An 18779-nucleotide genomic window follows, 5' to 3' on the forward strand; every position below is an offset into this window, starting at 1 on the left:
CCCTAAAGTGTATGAGACAATGCATAACATGTTCCTGAAACTATATCGCCGTCTGAATCGACGCCCGCTGCCCACGGTGCTGATTTGGGCTTTGGTGATAGTCATCTGTGCAGCCTTTGCCTTGACCGGTTTTGGTTTTGGAAGTATGTGGAACCGTGTGGAAAACCGTCTGGTGTCCATTCCCGGCTCCGAATCCTATGTCGCGTCACAAATCCTCAATGATAGCCGCAGTTCCAACTATCAGGCTTACCTCATCGTTACCGGGGTGGACATGGACAAACAGCACGCGGAAGTTAAGAACGTGCTGGACTCCGCAGCAGCGAGCTTCAGCGAGGTTCCCGGTGTTATTCCGGCGGGGGTACTGTATCCATTCGCGAAAGGCGACGATGTTAATAACCCCGACGCGAAAACTTTGATGGACCAGTTTATCGCCACGGATAAACACGGTTTCATGATGGTGGTGCTGCTGGACCTGACCCAGTTTCCCCAACGCGCCGATGATATTCGCGCCATGACCGAGGAAGCATTGAGCGAGATTGCCGGAGATATGCGTTCTTTTGCGCCTCACGCCGCGGGCATCGTCACGGATGAGGACCTGAATAACCAAGAAGTTGCCGCGAGCGCTCGTCAAGATTCCCTCAAAGCGAATCTCATTGCTTTGCTGGTGGTTTTCGCAGTGCTGTTTGGGGCGACGGGACGCCTACGCCTGGCTTTGCTCGCATTCATACCGAGCTTTTGCGGGTGGATTGTGACGCGGACTATCGCCACTCTGGCTTCCCTCATCGTCAAGCCCGCTCCGGGTGACTCTGCCCTGGTCACTATGCTTTCACTAGGGGTGGTGACGGGTTACGCGGTGTTCCTCATCAGCCGCAGCCGCTCCCGTTTAGCAGTGGTGAAATACACCACCGAGATTCCGCGTGTATCCAAACCTCGCGAACGCCGATTGCGCAAGCGCCGCGACTCTCTCACGCCACTAGATGAAGTTTTTACCCACTCAGCTCCGGCCATGCTCATTTCCACGGCACTAATTGTGCTGGGTCTGATTATGGTGGCCATATTCCCGGCCAGCAGCCTGCGCTGGGTGGCTTTAGTCAGCATGTTCTCCATTCTGGGATGCTTCGCTATCGGGACTACGATGATTCCCCCGTTGCTGTACCTCGGTATCAGATGGCTGGAGTACCCTCGTCCCCAATGGCATCGGCAGACTTTCGCCGTGGTTTCCTCCTGGATACATTCTCTGGGCACTCGTTTGCGAGAGCCTTTTGCCACGCGGAAACTTTCCAAACCGATTCTTACCGGAGTCCTGGTGGTCGTTCTGGTGGTGCTGGCCATTCCTACCTTCGGAATTACCTGGCACACCTCGGGGCAAACGACTTTTCCTCCGGGTACGAATGCGGCGAAATTTGAAGCCCTGCGCGCCGCCCACTACGGTACCACCGCGGCGGCCCCGGATATCCAGATTCTCGGGAAAACTACCGCCGCGAATATGCAAAGCTGGTCGGTGGCGGTGGGTAAAATCCCCGGTGTGGCGGCGATGACTGCTGGAAACACCGAAATAGCCGGGGACTACAGCGTTTTGGACGTGGATTTGAAACCGATTGTCACCAACCGTCAAGCCGGCGAAATCGTAAAAACTATCCGCGAATTGTCCTCGGATTTTCCGAAATGGATTACTGGCCAGGCCGCCAACCAAGTTGACTTTGCCGCCCAGCTAATCAGGTTCGTCCCCCTGCTGGCTGGAGTTATGGTGTTGGCGACTTTCTTGGTCATTTTGCGAGCTACCAGGCGTGCCTGGGCAGCGCTGTGGGCGACTTTACTGAACTCCTTGAACCTGTTGGTGGCTTTGGGACTGACCGCGTTGGTGTTCCAAGACGGTTGGGGCGCTTTCCTGCCCAAACTGGCGCATTCCGGCGGGGTCGACCCTAACGTGGCAGTTTTGCTGGCGGGCTTCGGTTTCGCCCTATCCCTGGATTACCAGTTCTATGCCATGAACAAATCGAAACACCATCTGCCGGAGGAACTCGCGAACCTAGACGACGACCCACTGCTGAACGAGTTGACCCAAACCCGCGGTGCGCTGTGGACCCGCTCTGTGGTCTACCTGGCGATTTTCCTGGCTTTCCTGCCCATGAACGCTATGCCCGTGAAACAGTCGGCTTTTGCTCTGGTGATTGTGGTGCTGCTCAACGTGCTGTTCAGCCGGCTGTTTCTCTCTCCCCTGCTGGAGCCTTACCCGGACCAAAAATCGCAAGACCCTGATTTGGTGTGGACCGACGAGATTCCGGAATCGCCCGATCCCAGCGCAACAGACGGCTCACCCGCGCTTGTGCAACCTCAGCACAGCGACGCCGTCGGGAGCGCTGGCGAATAACCTAGTGCAAGAAATCAACCGGACCGGCGCCCTCCCGGGTCACCACCGGAACATCGTCCTCCATGTTAATAACGGTAGTTGCCTGGTCGGAACCAATCGGGGCATCGACGATAACATCCAACAGGTGCCCCAGCTTAGCGATAACTTCAACCGGATCGCTCAGCGGTTCCGTGTCACCAGGCAGCAGCAGAGTGCAGGACAAGATAGCCTCTCCCAAGGCTTCTACCAGTGACAACGCGACCTTATGCGCGGGAATCCGCACGCCCACGGTGTGCTTCTTTTTGTTCAGCGTGGCGCGCGGAACTTCCTTGGTGCCTTTCAAAATAAACGTGTACGGCCCCGGAGTCAGCGATTTAATCAGCCGGTATTGGGAATTTGACACCATCACCAGCTGACCCAACTGGGCGAAATCGTGGCACACCAGGGTGAAATGGTGTTTATCATCGAGCTGGCGGATTTTCCGGATCCGTTCCAGACCAGCCCCGTTTGCCAACGCACAGCCCAAGGCGTACCCCGAATCTGTGGGATACGCCATAATGCCACCGTCCTGGATAATCTCTACAATCTGGTTCAACGAACGAGCCTGCGGATTATCCGGGTGCAGTTCAAAAATTTTTGCGCTCATAGTTCCCCCTTGGTGAAACGCTACCGACTGTCCCATCTATTTTAGAGGGGTCAGTTGGCTATGGCGATAAAACTAGCGGTAATTTTTCCTCACAAGGGTTTTACAGCGTTTTTTCGCTGTCTTCGGCTTCCTCAGTGTCCTCACTATCTTCGTCGTCTTCGTCGTCCTCCGGCACGTAGTCCACACCGGTTTCTTTGCGCTGTTCGTCCGTAATCGGGGCGGGCGCGCCGGTGAGCGGATCTAAACCGTCGCCAGCCTTCGGAAAAGCGATAACGTCGCGAATAGACGGGGAACCCGTCAGCATTCCGGCGATGCGGTCCCATCCCAGAGCCAGACCACCATGCGGCGGAGCGCCGTACTTAAAAGCGTCGAGCAGGAACCCAAAGCGTGCCTGCGCCTCCTCCTGTGAGAAGCCCATGACTTTAAACACCCGTTCCTGGATGTCACGACGATGGATACGGATGGAACCGCCGCCGAGTTCCACCCCGTTGCACACGATGTCATACGCATAAGCCAAAGCACTGCCCGGGTCAGTATCGAAAGTATCGAGGCATTCTGGCTTCGGCGAAGTAAACGCATGGTGGACAGCTGTCCAAGCGGAGTGACCCAGCGCCACATCGCCTTCCGCTTCTGCCTCACCTGAGGGCTTAAACAGCGGCGCGTCGACCACCCAGGTGAAAGCCCACGCCTTCTCATCGATGAGGTCGCAGCGCTTACCAATCTCCAGGCGAGCTGCCCCCAACAACGTTTGCGAAGCGGTCTTGTCTCCGGCGGCAAAGAAAATGCAATCCCCCGGCTGGGCTCCAGTGGCAGCGGCCAAACCTGCCTTTTCCGCGTCAGAAATATTTTTGGCCACCGGGCCGGCAGTTTCGCCATTTTCATTCAATGTCACGTAGGCCAGACCCTTCGCGCCGCGGGCTTTGGCCCATTCCTGCCACTTGTCAAAAGTGCGGCGCGGCTGGGAACCGCCACCGGGCATGACTACTGCCCCCACGTAAGGAGCCTGGAAAATCTTAAACGGAGTGTCTTTGAAAAATTCGGTCAAATCAACAAGTTCATAGCCGAAGCGCAGATCCGGTTTGTCCGAACCGAAACGATCCATAGCTTCCTGGAAAGGCATCCGCGGAATCGGAGTGGTCAGGTCATAGCCGATAACTTTCCAAATCTCTTTCAGCAGGTGTTCGGTCACCTCGATGACATCGTCTTGGTCGACGAAACTCATCTCCAGATCGAGCTGCGTGAATTCGGGTTGGCGATCGGCGCGGGAGTCTTCGTCGCGGTAGCAACGAGCCAACTGGAAATAGCGCTCCATACCACCGACCATCAACAGCTGCTTGAACAGCTGGGGCGACTGTGGCAGGGCGTACCACGAGCCGGGACGAATCCGCGCCGGAACCACGAAGTCGCGCGCCCCTTCCGGGGTGGAACGCGTCAGAGTTGGGGTTTCAATCTCGATAAATTCGTGTTCTTCCATAACCCGCCGGGCAATCTGAGAAATCCGCGAACGCAGCACCAAGTTGTCGTGCAGCTGACGGCGGCGCAAATCGACGAAACGGTAACGCAGCCGGATATCCTCACCAACGTTGGAGTCCTCGGCGTGTTCAGAAACTTGGAAAGGCAGGGTCGCACAGGCATTCAAAATCTCGACATCATCGGCCATGACCTCAATATCACCTGTGACGATTTCGGGGTTTTCGTTGCCTTCGGGACGTTTCCGTACTTTGCCTGTGACCTTGAGCACGTATTCGTTACGGACTTCCCGCACCACTTCTTCACTGACGACCAACTGGACAATCCCAGAAGCGTCACGCAGATCCATGAAAGCTACCCCACCGTGGTCTCGGCGCCGATCCACCCAACCGCAGAGGGTGACGGTCTGACCATCGTGGTTCAGGTTCAATTCCGCACATTTGTGAGTTCGCAGCAACTTATGCCTTCCTTTGAAAGTTCGTCTCAAGTCAATCGGGGCGCAATACCCCGCACCCAGAAAGTGGGCTCTCTAAAGTTTAACGCCTATCTGAGCTTTGGGAAAACCCTGGAAGTACACCCCGACCGGGCGTCAGATGAAAGTTACCGGGATTCCGTGTCCCGCAAACGCATCTCAGAAACCAGTTCAGACAGTTGCGGATACAAATCTAAATTCTGATTCATTTTGACCAGGAAAGCCTGACGAGTCACTTCCAGGATGAGCGAACGGAATTTGTCGGCGCACTCTTTCCCGTAGTTTTGCGCCCCGCGGTGCAATACTTTCGCTCCCACCAGGCTCCACACCAGTGTGCCCGCGATGGCCGCAGCGAACACCACGAGGGGGAACGGTACGGGCCCGACCATCCACACGGCCGCACTGGTGCCGGCTCCGCCGAGGCACGCGACCCCCGCGACTAGGCTCCACAGCAGCCCCACCAGCAATGCCGCTAACCAAAACCAGTGTCCGTACCGCCATACCCGCCACCAGGCTCGGACGGGACGAGCCGGGAATTTCCACGATTCCAAAGCTAGGTTGAGGGCGCTGACCAGGTTGCCGGACAGTTCCACCGCCTTGAGCTGGGCAAAATCCACCCATTTAGGCGGGCACTGCGCACTGGCAGCCACCGCGTAAGCACGAGCCGCACTGGTGATTCCCGCCGCGTTGACGTGAGCTGAAAACCGGTTGAGCACGTCGATTTGCCGGGTCGTCTCTAACGCAGTGCGGTCCGGTTCTGTCGAGGAATCAGCCGCGAGCGAGTCAGTCGCGGCAGAGGCTGCGCCATCTTTTGCCGCCGGCTCCGGGAAAGGCGCACCGGCAGGGGCAGCAGGTTCGTCCTCGTGGGGTTCGCCCGGCGCGGTTGCAGGATCCTGATTGACGGGAGCCGACGGTTTGATTCCTGCCAGCCAGTTCAGCACCGGCCACAGCGTCCAAAAGCCGCCAGCCTGTAGGTATTGCTTGGAAAAGTTCGCTTGCACGGCTTCGATACCACTGACCTGAGCCACCTGATCCACCAGGGTATTTTCGGACGGTGGGGCGGAAACGGACTGGGCCTGACCGGGCTGCTTTGCACAGTCATCTCTCGCCAGTTCCAAGTCCTGGCTCAGCCGCGTGGCAGCATGATGAATCGCAGCCTGTTCACCCCTCCAGCGCGCTTCCGGCGCGCGGGTCAACCCAGCTACGGTTTCGCGGAATCTAGCCAAACTCGAATCATCGTAAACTGAAATCTGCAAGATTTCGGGACTGACCCCCAACCGTTCGGCAATGGCGGCGAGCTCTTGGTGTAGGGTCTGCACCTGGGTCTCTGTCAAACCCTCGGTGTGGGTCAGGACAAAGTAAGAATTCCGGTGACGGGGAAACGCTGAAATTTGGCTGTGGAAAGCGGCATCGGCATATTTTTGGGAATCTGTGGTCCACAAGATGACATCCGCTGTTTCCAAGACCTGCGCCGTGGCCGCAGCTAATTCCGGAACCAACAATGTGTCGGGAACCTCCACCACAATCGGGTGGCCACACTGCGCCGAAAGAGCTGAACGGATCTGGTAACTCTCTCCTGCTGCCCCCAGGCTTTCCCCGAACGGGTTGGATCCGCTGGAACAAAACTCCACGCTGACACTACGCGGGATTCCGCTCAGCTCTAAAAACGGTGCGGCATCCACGTCCGCGTCCACCTGGGCGACCAGCTCCGTCGTGGTCGGCCGGTGCGTCCCAGTCGTCACTAGGCTGGTGCGGCGAGCCAAAGTGTTCACTACCGTGGATTTTCCGGTGCCGCTAGGTCCGGCTACCGCTATTACGGTGACTCGGGGGTCTAAGGCATCCCGGCGTTCCAGCTGATCCTCTAACCGTCGCAAATCTTCGAGGGCCTGAGCTAGGAATGCCTCAGAACCGGAAGTAACCTGAGCGGCATCGAGACACTCCACCGCGCGGTGCAGGGCGGTTTGCATCCGATTTTTGCGTTGTTCGGAATTGTTCCGAGGCACTAGGACCACTCCTCTCGCAAGATACGCAACGTTTTTCGTCCCGCAGAAATCAGTTCAGAGTTATCGGGATCAGGAATGCTTTGCCGTAGCGCGGCGATACGCTGGGAGACCCGAACTTGCAACCCACGGCGCAGCGTAGACCGGCTCCACGACCGCAGCCGCAAGCGCGTCGCGGCGTCACAGAAAGCCCCCAGCAGCTCGTCAACCCCGGTGAACTGACAAGTTTCGGGCGAGGCGACCCCGGCAAAAAGAACCGCCAGGAAAAGCGTCTGGGACTCGTCTGCTGAGAGTTCCTGGTTCCGATTCCATCCAGCCTGACGGCAGCATTCCGCGGGGGTCAAAGACCACTGTTCCATAAGTTCGCTACCGTCCCGGGATGACTCGGTTTCATCTATAAGCTGGCCGGAGTCGGGTAGCGCGGAGTCCTGAATACCCGCAGCAATGATTTGTTCCATCTGAAAGTCCAGGTTCGACACGCTGCTAGCCACCGCCCTCTTTACGGCATCCAGCGCCAAATCCGGGCGCACCCGCTGATTGAGCCAAGTATTTTTCCATTTCAACCGCTGACGTATCCAGCTGTTTTCAGCCCGACGCTCCTCGAGTTGGCGACGCACGCAAGGTTCCAAAAGGTCGGCGGGCTCACCTTGGAACCAGGTGGGAGCTGCAATCTGGGTCTCAACAAAATCCAGCAGTTGCTGTTCTAGCCGGTCCACGGTTTGCTGCGCGTCATGGCGCAGTTGCGTCTCAGCGGCGGCGGCATCGAATACTGTTTCGCTCAAATCCAGGACTTCGTGCAAGGAACCAAACAGGGTCTGGCGCGCCATGGCGGAATGCATTAAGGCGTCGCCAGCCAGGTTATCGATCCAGTTGCGCAGGGGAACTAAATCTTCGGCGGGAAGCTCCCCGTCGGCGATTTGGGTTTCCATAATGGCAAAAATCGGGACGTCTTTGAGATTGCTGTGGGCGATTTCCGCGCCTAGATCCTGTTTTGCCGCCAAAAGGGAGCCTTGCGAGACCCTGTTTAGCACCGCGCCGATAGCGACATCGCGCCGAGCGGCCTTCCTCAGCAACTCCAGACCCGGCTCGTCCCGGTAGCGGTTGGCGGTGGTTACGAAAATCCACAGGTCAGCAACTTCCAACAGGTGTTGGGCTAAATCTCGGTTCGTGTCCAGATAGGAATCCAAATCGGGACAATCGATGAGGCACATTCCCGGAGTCATCTTTGCGGTCGAACGCAAAATGAGCTGCGGCTGCGGTGTCGTATCGGTATCTTCGCCCGCGGAGGCACGTTCCGGCACGGCAGACGTGGCCGCAGGGTCGTCCCAGGCGTCGTCGTCTAACAGGCGGATCTTTTCAAATCCTCCCAAAATACGGTCTGCCGACAGCCATAACTCGTCGTCGGGGTGGTACACCAGTACCGGGGTGAGGGTCGTGGGACGCCTCACGGAAGTCGGTACTTGGGCTCCGACCAAAGAATTAAGAATGGTGGATTTGCCCACTCCGGTGGAGCCCGCCAGCACCGCCACGAGAGGGCCGTCCAGGTCGGTACCCCGCGCGCTGAGATGTTCGCGCAGCCGGGAAATCGCTGTTTTTCGCAGCTTGATGGCATCAGCCTGCGCTGCCGGAAAACCAAATTTCAGATCCTCCAGCTGCCCAGCCAACTCATCTAGAGCTATCGATGGCGATTCACTCATAGTTCGCAATCACCTGCGGTTTCAAAAGTTCGGGGGCGGGCGTGAACGTGTCAGCTTGGGCACTTTCCTGGGTTTCGTTGATGAGGTTCTTGACTTCCCCGGATTCCACAAACCACACGTAAGGGATGCCGCGAGTCACCGCATATTTGATTTGTTTACCGTACTTGGCGGCAGTGGGGCTGACTTCCGTGTTGATACCGCGGGCACGCAGCTGCCAAGCCACCGCCTCGGCTTGTCCCCTGGTTTCCTCGCTATCCACCGCGACCAACACACAGGTCGGAACCGGGCGGGACACTTTCGCCCAATCATTGGCCAGAATAATCGAGATGAGCCGGGTCAAACCGATAGACATCCCCACCCCCGGGAAGTGACGTTTGCCCTGCGAAACGAGGTTATCGTAGCGGCCCCCGGAACAGATAGAACCATAGGATTCAGCTCCCGTGATAAACGTTTCGTAAACCATGCCGGTGTAGTAATCGAGCCCGCGGGCAATCTTAAAGTCAGCCACCACATTACCGCGCTCGTGATCGGGGACGCTGCGTAGCATTCGCGCCACATCCGCCAGACCTTCCTCTAACAGGTCATCGTGCAGTCCCAAGTCGCGCACCTGCTGGATAACTTGTTCATCGGCACCGCAAATGTCTGCCAAGCTCACCAGGTTTTGCACCTGGGACGTATCAAGCCCGAGTTCACTCAGCATTTGCGTAAAATCTTCGGGACGCACCTTGTCGTGTTTATCGATGACTTGCAGAACCTCGTCCACTTGCGTGATACCCAGGGCGTTGCAGGCGCCCTGCAGAATCTTGCGAGAATTCACGTGTACCACCGGGGTGGGAATCGGCAGGGATTCCAAAGCTTGCGCCATAATCAGCGGGGCTTCAATCTCAAACTGGGGCGGTAAAGTTTCTGCAGCCACCATATCGATATCGGCCTGAACGAACTCGCGAAAGCGACCCTCCTGGGGACGCTCACCACGCCACACCTTTTGAATTTGGTAACGCTTGAAAGGAAAGCGCAACAGGTGGGAGTTTTCCAGCACGTAACGAGCCAGCGGGACAGTGAGGTCAAAGTGCAGCCCGTTCTTGCGGTCCTCTTTGCCTTCCTTGTCCTGCAGCCGGGACAGTACGTAAACCTCTTTGGAGGTTTCTCCCTTGCGTTCCAGCTCACTGAGAGGCTCGATGGCACGCGTCTCTAAGTGAGAAAAGCCGTGCAGTTCAAACACCCTGGTTAAACGAGAAATTAACTCGTCCTCAAGGATTTTTTCCTCCGGGGTGAACTCAGGAAAACCCGACAGTGATGTCATCATGGGCATATTCTCTCATTTTCGCAAGTCATCTCAGAAATGGGTTGTTCGCAAGCTCCGCCGCCCAGGTGGTCGTCTCTCCGTGACCGGGCAGCAGCAGAGTGTCGGGGTTGATGCTGATTTTGAGCGTTCGCAAGGTTTCCGTCATCACTTCAGGGTCGGAATGAGGTAGGTCGGTGCGGCCAATCGAGCCTTTGAAAACCACGTCCCCAGAGAAGCAAAATGCCTGATTGTCACGGCCATCGAAACCGAGTCCCTGACCGTGATCTTCGCCTTTCGAGGCGCCAAAGAACATCGTGCATCCGGGCGAGTGACCCGGAGCCGGCAGGGCACGCAGCATTAAATCGGGAATAATTTGCGCTCCCCCGCCAGAGAAGAGTTCATCGGGTGGGGCCTGCACCGTGACGGGCTCCCATGCCCCGTCCATTTCAGTGAAGTATTTGTCTACCCCCAGTTGAACCCCCGGACCGGGAGCATCCATCCAGAAGTGATCCGGTTTCGCCAGATAGATTGGAGCCTCGGGGTTATAGGAAGCCACCTGAGCCGTGTTCCACAGGTGATCAGCGTGGCCGTGAGTCAACAAGACCCCAGCCAGTTCAGCATCGAGCTGAGTCAGAAGTTCTTTGATACGCACGGCGGTTTTCGCGCCGGGATCAATAACCAAAGCGGATTTGTTCGCAGTAACCACGACATAGCAATTTTCACCGTAAATCGGCGAAACAATCCGTAACACATCCATAGTTCAAGGCTAACTGATTTTTTGCATCACGAATTTTCTTTCGCCCAGTTTCCCGAATGCGTGTCTTTTCAAGTAAAGTAATCCTGGAAATATACTTACCAACGCGAACGGAACGTGCCGCGGCACCAACCCCGTCAGGAGGAAAAATTCATGGCCACGTCTGAACAGGAATCTAACACCAGCGAAATCAAGGAACCGCAGGAAAACCAACCTGGTGAAACCTCAACCGGACCTGCCCAGACTGCAGCTGAAACAGGCGGCGAACCCACGACCGAAACGCCAGCGGCTCCGGCTCCCGAATCTACCCTGACTGAGGAAACTCCCGCAACACCCGAACCAGCCCCAGCTCCTGAACCAACCCCGGCTCCCGAACCAACCCCGGCTAAGGAAACTCCCGCGCCCCAAGCTACTGAAAAGGCCGCGCAAATCACCCCGGTACACCTCGAGAGCACCAATCAAAACCAGCCCGTGGGCCCTGTTGAGAAAATTGCTATGGATGAGGCTGCCCAATATGGACGTATCGACGCGGAGGGGCGCGTTTTTGTCAAAGACGGAGATACGGAACGGGAAGTCGGCCAATACGCAGACGGTATTCCTGAACAGCCTTTTGCCCTCTACGTGCGCCGTTTCCTGGATTTGCAAGCCCAGGTCGATTTGGCTCAAGCACGTTTGGCCACGTTAAAGGCGCATGACATTGATGCCACGTTGAAGTCTTTGGACAAGGCGATGGAGTCCCCGATGGTGGTGGGCAACCTGGCTGGGCTACGTTCTCGCGTCGAAAAACTGCGGGAGCTGGGCACGGCACGAAAGGAACAACTGGCTGAGGAACGCGAAGTTGCCAAGGCACAAGCCCTTGAGACGCGCAACAAGATTGTGGAGGCCGCCGAAAAAATTGCCGCCCAAGACCCGGAACGCACCCAGTGGAAGCAATCCGGAGAACGCCTGCGCGAGCTGCTGGATTCATGGAAAGATTCGCAGCGTAAGGGACCGCGTATCGACCGCGCCACCGAGGACGCCTTGTGGAAGCGCTTTTCGGCTGCCCGCACGTCTTTTGACCGGCACCGCAAGTCATTCTTTTCGCAGCTCGACGCCAAGCGGGCGGAAGTTCGAAACGCCAAGGAAGCCCTGATCAAACGCGCTGAGGAACTCGCTAACTCGACCGACTGGGCGCGAACCTCCGCGGCTTACCGCGACTTGATGGCGGAATGGAAAGCTGCCGGGCGGGCTTCCCGGAAAGACGACGACGCTCTGTGGGAGCGTTTCCGCGCCGCTCAGCAAGTCTTCTTTGACGCCCGCAGCGCTGACAACGCTAAAACCAACACGGAAGAACAAGCCAACCTTGAGGTTAAGGAAAAGCTGCTGGAACAGGCGAAAGCCCTCATGCCGGTGAAGGACTTGGAAACCGCCAAGGCAAAGTTCCGCGACCTGTTGGATAAATGGGACGAAGCTGGGCGGGTTCCCCGCGGCGATATGCAGCGCTTGGAAAACGGTTTGCGCTCCGTGGAACAGGCAATTGCAAAGGCCGAAAATGAGGCGTGGGTCAAGTCCAATCCAGAGACGAAAGCTCGTGCTGAGGGCCTAGTAGGCCAGCTCGAAGAGAAAATCTCTAAGCTCGAAGCCGAAATTGCCACCGCAAAACAGGATGGCAAGGACACTAAGAAACTGGAAGAGGATTTGCAGGCTCGGAAGGGCTGGCTTGACCAGGCTCGGAAAGCCGCGGCTGAGTAACGCCCCGCTGTACTTTAGGCCAATACTTTTATTGAGTTTCCCCCGCTGTCTAAGACGGCGAGGTCGGCTCTAAGGTGCCGTTTTTTCCGGGAGTCACGCGAGTAGCGGAATAAACCCCTGAGATGCGTCCCAGATCATTGAGAATGTCTTGCAGGTGGGAAGGTTCGGCCAGCTCAAAAGACCACCGTGAATACGCCACCCGGTCGCGGGTGGTGGAAATATTGCCCGAGAGAATGTTCACGTGATTGTCGGTGAGGACCCGGGTCACATCACTCAACAGCCCCCCGCGGTCCAGAGCCTCGATTTGCACCTGTACCAGGAACGGGGTCTTGGCGTGTTGCGCCCACTTGACGGCGGTGACACGTTCCGGTTGCGCCACACTGAGATTCTTGGCATTCACGCAGTCCACCCGGTGTACGGAAACCCCGTGACCCCTCGTGACAAATCCCATGATGTCGTCTCCGGGAACCGGGGTGCAGCACTTTGCCAGCTTAACCCACAGGTCATCGGCATCCTGACCGTCAACCAACACCCCGGAACCCCCGGCACGAGATTCAGTCGTAGGTGTGTGGGTGGGGACGGCTTCTTCCTCCACCAAAACTTCCTCGTCATCGTCTACCGTCAGGGAGCCCGTAAAGTTCAGCAGGCGTTCCACCACGTTTTGTGCGCTGACGTGGGCGTCTCCGATGGTCGCATAGAGGGTATCGACGTTGGGCAATCCCAACTGGTTTGCCACCGATTCCAAAAATTCGTGGCTGGCGATTTGGTGAATCGGCAGTTTCTGTTTGCGAATTTCCTTCGCCAGAATTTCGCGGCCTTTATCGATGGATTCCTCGCGGCGCTCCTTTGAAAACCAGGCTTTAATCTTTGATTTCGCGCGCGGGGTGGCCACAAAAGACAGCCAATCCCGGCTGGGGGACGCGCCAGGAGACTTGGACGTGAAAATTTCCACCGTGTCGCCGTTTTCCAGCTTCGACTCCAGGGGAACCAGCTTGCCGTTGACTTTAGCGCCGACCGTCTTGTTTCCTACTTCGGTGTGTACGGAATAGGCGAAATCTACCGGGGTGGATCCCGCAGCCAGCACCACGACTTGGCCTTTCGGGGTGAAAACATAGACCTGTGCAGAGTTGATTTCGTAACGCAGCGAGTCCAGGAACTCCCCTGAGTCTTGGGTTTGCTTTTGCCAATCAACCAACTGGCGCAGCCAGCCCATCTCATTTTCCAGGTCTAAGACTTTGCCACCCTCGGACTTTTTCAGCGATTTTGCGTTGGGGTTTTCCTTGTATTTCCAGTGGGCGGCAATCCCAAATTCGGCACGGCGGTGCATTTCATAGGTGCGAATCTGAATCTCTACAGGTTTGCCTTTGGGACCGATGACCGTGGTGTGCAGCGACTGGTACAGGTTGTATTTCGGCATTGCAATATAGTCTTTGAACCGGCCCAGCATCGGAGACCACCGCGAGTGCATCAGCCCCAGCACGGCGTAGCAATCCCGCACGGATTCCACCAGCACACGCACCGCCACCAAGTCATAAATATCGTTAAAGTCACGGCCGCGCACAATCATCTTTTGATAAATCGAGTAGTGGTGTTTCGGGCGCCCGGTCACTGTCCCCTTGATTTTCGATTCCCGTAAGTCGCCTTCAATAGTCTGGATGATGGCGCTGAGCTGTTCCTCTCGCCGGGGCGCGGCCTCTTGAATAAGCTTGTCGATTTCTTGGTAAATCTGAGGGTAGAGGGTTTTAAAAGCCAGATCCTCCAGCTCCCATTTAATGGCATTGAGCCCCATCCGGTGAGCTAGCGGGGCATAAATTTCCAGGGTTTCTTTTGCCTTGCGCGCCGCGCTTTCTTTACTGACATAGCGCCAGGTGCGCGCATTATGCAGACGGTCAGAGAGTTTGATGAGCAAGACCCGGATGTCTTTCGCCATCGCGACCAGCATTTTTCGGATAGTTTCGGCCGGGGCGGAATCGCCGTACTTCACTTTGTCGAGCTTGGTGACCCCATCGACCAAAGCGGCGATGTCCTCGCCAAAGTCACGCCGACATTGCTCCAAAGAATAATCGGTGTCCTCTACCGTATCGTGTAGCAGCCCCGCGGCTACCGTAGTTTCCGACATGCCTAGTTCGGCGAGGATCGTCGCGACCGCGACCGGATGCGTAATGTAGGGCTCGCCGGACTTGCGAAACTGACCCCGGTGGTAGCGCTCAGCGGTCACATAAGCTCGCTCCAAAAGGGCAAAGTCGGCTTTCGGGTGGTTTCCCTTGACGGCTCGCAACACAGGCTCCAGCTCACGATAAGAACCGCGGGCACGGGCCAAACGGAACAAAGAACCACGCAAAGCGCCAGTATTCTCACTGGGCTCATTGACAATCTCCGGCGCTTGCTCCATACAGAGATTCTAATTGTTTTGCCCGATAAGCGTTAGTTGAACCGGGCGTGACCTGGATTTTTTTCCAAAATCAGCCGCCGCGTAAACAACTTCCCAGGCAGGAAGCCTAACGAACCGCGAGGAATGTGCCTACAGCTCCAACAGCGACTGGAACGGGGTATTGCCCAAGAGGGCACGCCCGTTCAGAGCCTTTAGCTCCATCAGTACCAGGATTTCCGACACGTGTCCCCCGGCCTTCTCCAACAGCTTCACGGACGCGGCCGCGGTGCCACCCGTCGCCAACAGATCGTCAACCACCAAAATGTTGTCAAAGCCATTCACGGTTTCCGGCTGAACCTGGATAGAGGCGGAGCCGTATTCCAAATCGTAGGATTCGCTGACTACGTGTCCGGGCAGCTTCCCAGCTTTGCGCACCATAATCATCGGCACGCTCAGCTCGACTGCCAAGGGCGAGGACAGGATAAAACCGCGCGACTCCAGACCGGCGACCGCGTTGACACGCCCCCGATAGTATTCGGCAATCCCCGAAATCAGTTCCTGGAAAGGCTCCCCCGAAGCGAGCAACGGGGAAAAATCCCGAAACAGAATACCGGGCCGGGGAAAATCAGGAATCGAAGTCAGGTGCGCGGCAATAATCTCGCCGAGCCGCGGGTCTAAGTCGACAGCGGTATTCATTTCTTAGTCTTCTTCCGTTTTGGTTGTGCAGCCTGCCCCTGATGGTGTCCGGGAATCATGGGGGCGGCCACCACGGCGGGCGTGACCTCTTTGAACGAGCCGTCCTCGTTGAGGGTGGCGGCACCAGATTCCACAGCGGCGGCGCGTGCCTTGTCCACTTTGGCGTTATGGTCCTTGATGACTTGCGAACGACCCCGAATCAGCGTCAGCATCGGTGTAGCGATAAAGATAGAACTGAAAGTACCGACAATCATGCCGATAAACAGCGGCATCGAGATATCCAGCAGGGTGGATGTCCCCAGCAGCGCCGCCCCCAGGAACAGAATCGCCGATACCGGCAGAATACCGGTGATGGAGGTGTTGATGGAACGCACCATGGTTTGGTTAATGGAGAGGTTCGCCAGCTCGTTGAACTTGGAGCGCGACTGATTGAACATATCGCGGGTGTTTTCGCGAATTTTATCGAAAACCACCACCGTGTCGTACAGGGAGTAACCCAAGATGGTCAGCAAACCGATAATCGTTGCCGGGGTAATCTCAATCTGCGTGTATGCAAAAACCCCCAGAGTAATGAGGAAGTCATGCATCAACGCAAACAGTGCGGAGAATGACATGGTCCACGTGCGGAAGTATGCCATCAGTAGCAATGCAATCATGCCCATGAACACCAACAAACCAATCAAAGCCTGCTTGGACACCGAAGCACCCCAAGACGGACCAATCGAAGTCTTAGAGACTTTCTTAATGTCCACGTTGTAGGCTTTGGCCAGCTCCTTTTGAATTTTCACTTCCACGTCGGTGGGCTGCTGACTGGTTTGGACCCGCAAACCGTTCGTGCCCATCTGGGCAACCTTGGTCTGTTCGTTGAGCCCGGCAGCTTTCACCGCGTTGTAAGCAGGTTGCTGAGGTGGATTCGGTGCCGTGTTCGTAACCACAAATTCGGCGCCGCCGGTGAACTCAATAGACGGATTCAACCCGAAAATCGCGATACCGATGACAGAAATGGTCATCAGAATAGCCCCGACCGTGAGCGGAATCCGGCGTTTCTGAATGATTCGGTAAGACTTTTTCCCGGAGTAAAGCGCATTACCCCACTGGGCGTAACTCATCATTTCGCGTCCTCCTCTGTCTGGGCGGGTTCGTCTTTCGGGGCGGTGTCCTCGCTTCCAGCAGCTTCCGCTGTTTCAGAAGTGAGGTCTTCCGGGTCTTTCGGGGATGCGTCCGACTCAGGTTCTTTCGCGAGAGTTTCCGGCGTGGTGTCCTCAGCCGGGGTCGCAGACGTCTCTTCGGCCTGTTCCTCATCGACCTGAGGCAAACCGGCCTTTTGGCGTGCCAGTGAAATGGTTGGCGCGGCAACATTTTGTGTAGATTTCTTTTTGCGGGGCGAAGACGTCGTCGAGGCAGACTGCATATAGATGCGGTCGCTGCTAGCACCGAGGTGCAGCGGATCCAGACCGCTGAACTTCCGGCCTTCCCCGAAGTAACGGGTCTTGATTAGCAACGACATCATCGGGTGGGTAAACAGGAAGATGATTCCCAAGTCCACCAGGGTAGTCAAGCCCAAGGTAAACGCGAAGCCCTGCACGCCGCCGACAGCCAGAACATAGAGCACCACCGCAGCCACGATGTTCACAATATCGGACACCACGATGGTACGTTTCGCCCGGTTCCAGCCGGTTTCCACCGCGGTGGCCAAGGGCTTGCCATCACGCACCTCGTCTCGGATACGTTCGAAATAGATGATGAACGAGTCCATGGTCACGCCGACTGCCACAATCAAACCGACCACGCCCGCTAGAGACAGACGGTATCCCATCGCCCACGACAGGATAGCCACAGCCAGATACACGATGCCGCCCGCCAGGAACAGGGAGGCCGTCGCCAAACCTGCCAAAGCGTGGTATTGCTGCAGCAAGTACAGCACGACCAGAATCAAACCGACAATAGCGGCATAGAACCCGACTTTCAGGTGCTCCCCGCCCAAGGTCGCGGAGATGGACTGCTTGGACTGCTGTTCAAAGTTCAAAGGTAGAGAACCGAACTGGAGCTGATTAGCCAAAGTTGCGGAGGATTCTCGCGTCAAGGAACCGGAAATAGATGCGGAGCCGCCAAACGCCGGGGCGTTGACCCCCGGCGCGCTGACGACCAAGGAGTCCAGCACAATGGCGAAACGGTTATTGTCAGGATTGCGGTTCGTCCCCTTGGATTGGTTTGGGTACAGCACCTTGGCTACATCGTCGAATTTCTTCGCCCCATCGGCATCGAGTTTCAGCGCAACTTCCCACTGACCGGTGGCGTTACCCTGCTGGTTGGTTCCCATCCCGGAAGACGCAGAAACCAAGTCGGTACCCGAAAGCACCTGAGGACCCAAGATGTATTTCTCGTAGCCTTCCTTAGAGCAGGCCACCAGGTTCTTTTTCGGGTCGTCTAGGGAGCCACCCTTGAGAGAAGCCGGGTCGGTACAATCCAGGTGATTAAAGATGAACATATCCCGCACGGTGATGTGCTTCCGGTCGTTTATGACGTTGGATTGGCCTGCCGGGGTATCAGGATATTTTTCCGCCTCTTTCATGAGTTCATCGAAAGGTATCGCCGCGGAGGACGGCTGCTTAGCAGCCGGGGCGATAGCGGGAGCAGTCTGTTTCGGAGCGCTCGGTGTGGGCGTGGCGCTGGGGTCCGTTGAGTTGAACACCAAAGACTGCGTCTGGCCCTTCTCAGCCGGTGCAGCAGGCGGAATCGTCACCGTGTTGTTGCCTTCACCCACCTTGGTCTGAGTCTCTTGGCCACTATTTTCACCTGCCGCCGGTTGGTTTTGCCCAGCAGGAGCCGCGGCGCCGGTCAGCTGCCCCAAGAGCGCTTGAGGATCTTCATTGTTCGTAGCGTTGCCCGGCGCACTGAGCAGGACGGTACGGAACCGCATAACCGCGGACTGCTGGATCAAAGCCAAAGTTTCTTCACTGGGGTTGCCCGGGATACCGACCGAAATGTTTTCCTGACCGTTACGGGCGATCTCAGCTTCGGCCACGCCGGAGGCGTCGATACGCTGGCGAATAACCTCAATAGCCTGTTCAATATCAGCATCCGAGATGGCCTTGGCCTTGGCTTCTGTATTCTTCGGAGTGAGAATCAGCTGGGTTCCGCCTTCCAGGTCGATTGCCAGCTTCGGGGCAAACGAGCCGTTTGAGAAAATGGTCGAACCAACCAAAGTCCCGGCCAGAGCCACCACAATCACGATGAAAAATATAAGTGTGCGCAACGCCTTGTTCTTAGTCTTTTTGGCAGCCACAGATTTTCCTTCTTTTTATCT

At 56.7% G+C, this 18779-nt stretch carries 12 protein-coding genes; 2 read left to right on the top strand and 10 right to left on the bottom strand.

Going from position 1 to position 18779, the window contains the following annotated elements; translation table 11 throughout:
• Positions 1–19: 19 nt before the first annotated feature.
• The gene (locus tag RQ935_RS01250; RefSeq protein ID WP_311496856.1) at positions 20–2371 is read left to right on the top strand and encodes an MMPL family transporter; all 2352 of its coding nucleotides are present in this window, start codon (positions 20–22) and stop codon (positions 2369–2371) included.
• A gap of 1 nt (position 2372) precedes the next feature.
• On the opposite strand, the gene RQ935_RS01255 is transcribed toward RQ935_RS01250, so the two are convergent.
• The 6 genes from RQ935_RS01255 to RQ935_RS01280 form a co-directional block, all read right to left on the bottom strand.
• Positions 2373–2996: an L-threonylcarbamoyladenylate synthase gene (locus tag RQ935_RS01255; RefSeq protein WP_311496857.1), complete on the bottom strand. Its 624-nt coding sequence runs from the start codon at positions 2994–2996 to the stop codon at positions 2373–2375.
• Positions 2997–3096: 100 nt separating this feature from the next.
• The gene (gene aspS / locus RQ935_RS01260) at positions 3097–4923 is read right to left on the bottom strand and encodes an aspartate--tRNA ligase (protein WP_311496858.1); all 1827 of its coding nucleotides are present in this window, start codon (positions 4921–4923) and stop codon (positions 3097–3099) included.
• A gap of 143 nt (positions 4924–5066) precedes the next feature.
• On the bottom strand, positions 5067–6941 hold the full coding sequence (locus RQ935_RS01265) for an ABC transporter (protein WP_311496859.1): 1875 nt from the start codon (positions 6939–6941) through the stop codon (positions 5067–5069).
• Entirely contained in the window at positions 6941–8635 is a 1695-nt protein-coding gene (locus RQ935_RS01270) for a dynamin family protein (protein ID WP_311496860.1), read from the bottom strand. The genes RQ935_RS01265 and RQ935_RS01270 overlap by 1 nt, the downstream gene beginning before the upstream one ends.
• Positions 8628–9947: a histidine--tRNA ligase gene (hisS, locus tag RQ935_RS01275; protein ID WP_311496861.1), complete on the bottom strand. Its 1320-nt coding sequence runs from the start codon at positions 9945–9947 to the stop codon at positions 8628–8630. The genes RQ935_RS01270 and hisS overlap by 8 nt, the downstream gene beginning before the upstream one ends.
• A 19-nt stretch (positions 9948–9966) precedes the next feature.
• Positions 9967–10677: an MBL fold metallo-hydrolase gene (locus tag RQ935_RS01280; protein WP_311496862.1), complete on the bottom strand. Its 711-nt coding sequence runs from the start codon at positions 10675–10677 to the stop codon at positions 9967–9969.
• Between the two features lie 150 nt (positions 10678–10827).
• Between RQ935_RS01280 and RQ935_RS01285 the strand changes: the two genes are divergently transcribed.
• Positions 10828–12405 (top strand): DUF349 domain-containing protein, encoded by a 1578-nt coding sequence (locus tag RQ935_RS01285; protein ID WP_311496863.1) that lies wholly within the window; start codon positions 10828–10830, stop codon positions 12403–12405.
• A gap of 49 nt (positions 12406–12454) precedes the next feature.
• On the opposite strand, the gene RQ935_RS01290 is transcribed toward RQ935_RS01285, so the two are convergent.
• The 4 genes from RQ935_RS01290 to secD form a co-directional block, all read right to left on the bottom strand.
• Positions 12455–14797 carry a bifunctional (p)ppGpp synthetase/guanosine-3',5'-bis(diphosphate) 3'-pyrophosphohydrolase gene (locus RQ935_RS01290; RefSeq protein ID WP_311496864.1) on the bottom strand — a complete coding sequence of 781 codons (2343 nt, stop codon included), beginning with the start codon at positions 14795–14797 and terminating at the stop codon, positions 12455–12457.
• 129 nt (positions 14798–14926) lie between these two features.
• Positions 14927–15472, bottom strand: coding sequence for an adenine phosphoribosyltransferase (locus RQ935_RS01295; RefSeq protein ID WP_311496865.1), 546 nt, complete (start codon positions 15470–15472; stop codon positions 14927–14929).
• Entirely contained in the window at positions 15469–16584 is a 1116-nt protein-coding gene (gene secF / locus RQ935_RS01300; protein WP_311496866.1) for a protein translocase subunit SecF, read from the bottom strand. The genes RQ935_RS01295 and secF overlap by 4 nt, the downstream gene beginning before the upstream one ends.
• Entirely contained in the window at positions 16581–18758 is a 2178-nt protein-coding gene (gene secD / locus RQ935_RS01305; RefSeq protein WP_311496867.1) for a protein translocase subunit SecD, read from the bottom strand. Before secD ends, secF begins: the two co-directional genes overlap by 4 nt.
• Between the last annotated feature and the right edge of the window lie 21 nt (positions 18759–18779).

It is taken from the genome of uncultured Mobiluncus sp. (genome assembly GCF_963511525.1).
In the GTDB taxonomy this organism is placed as follows: domain Bacteria; phylum Actinomycetota; class Actinomycetes; order Actinomycetales; family Actinomycetaceae; genus Mobiluncus.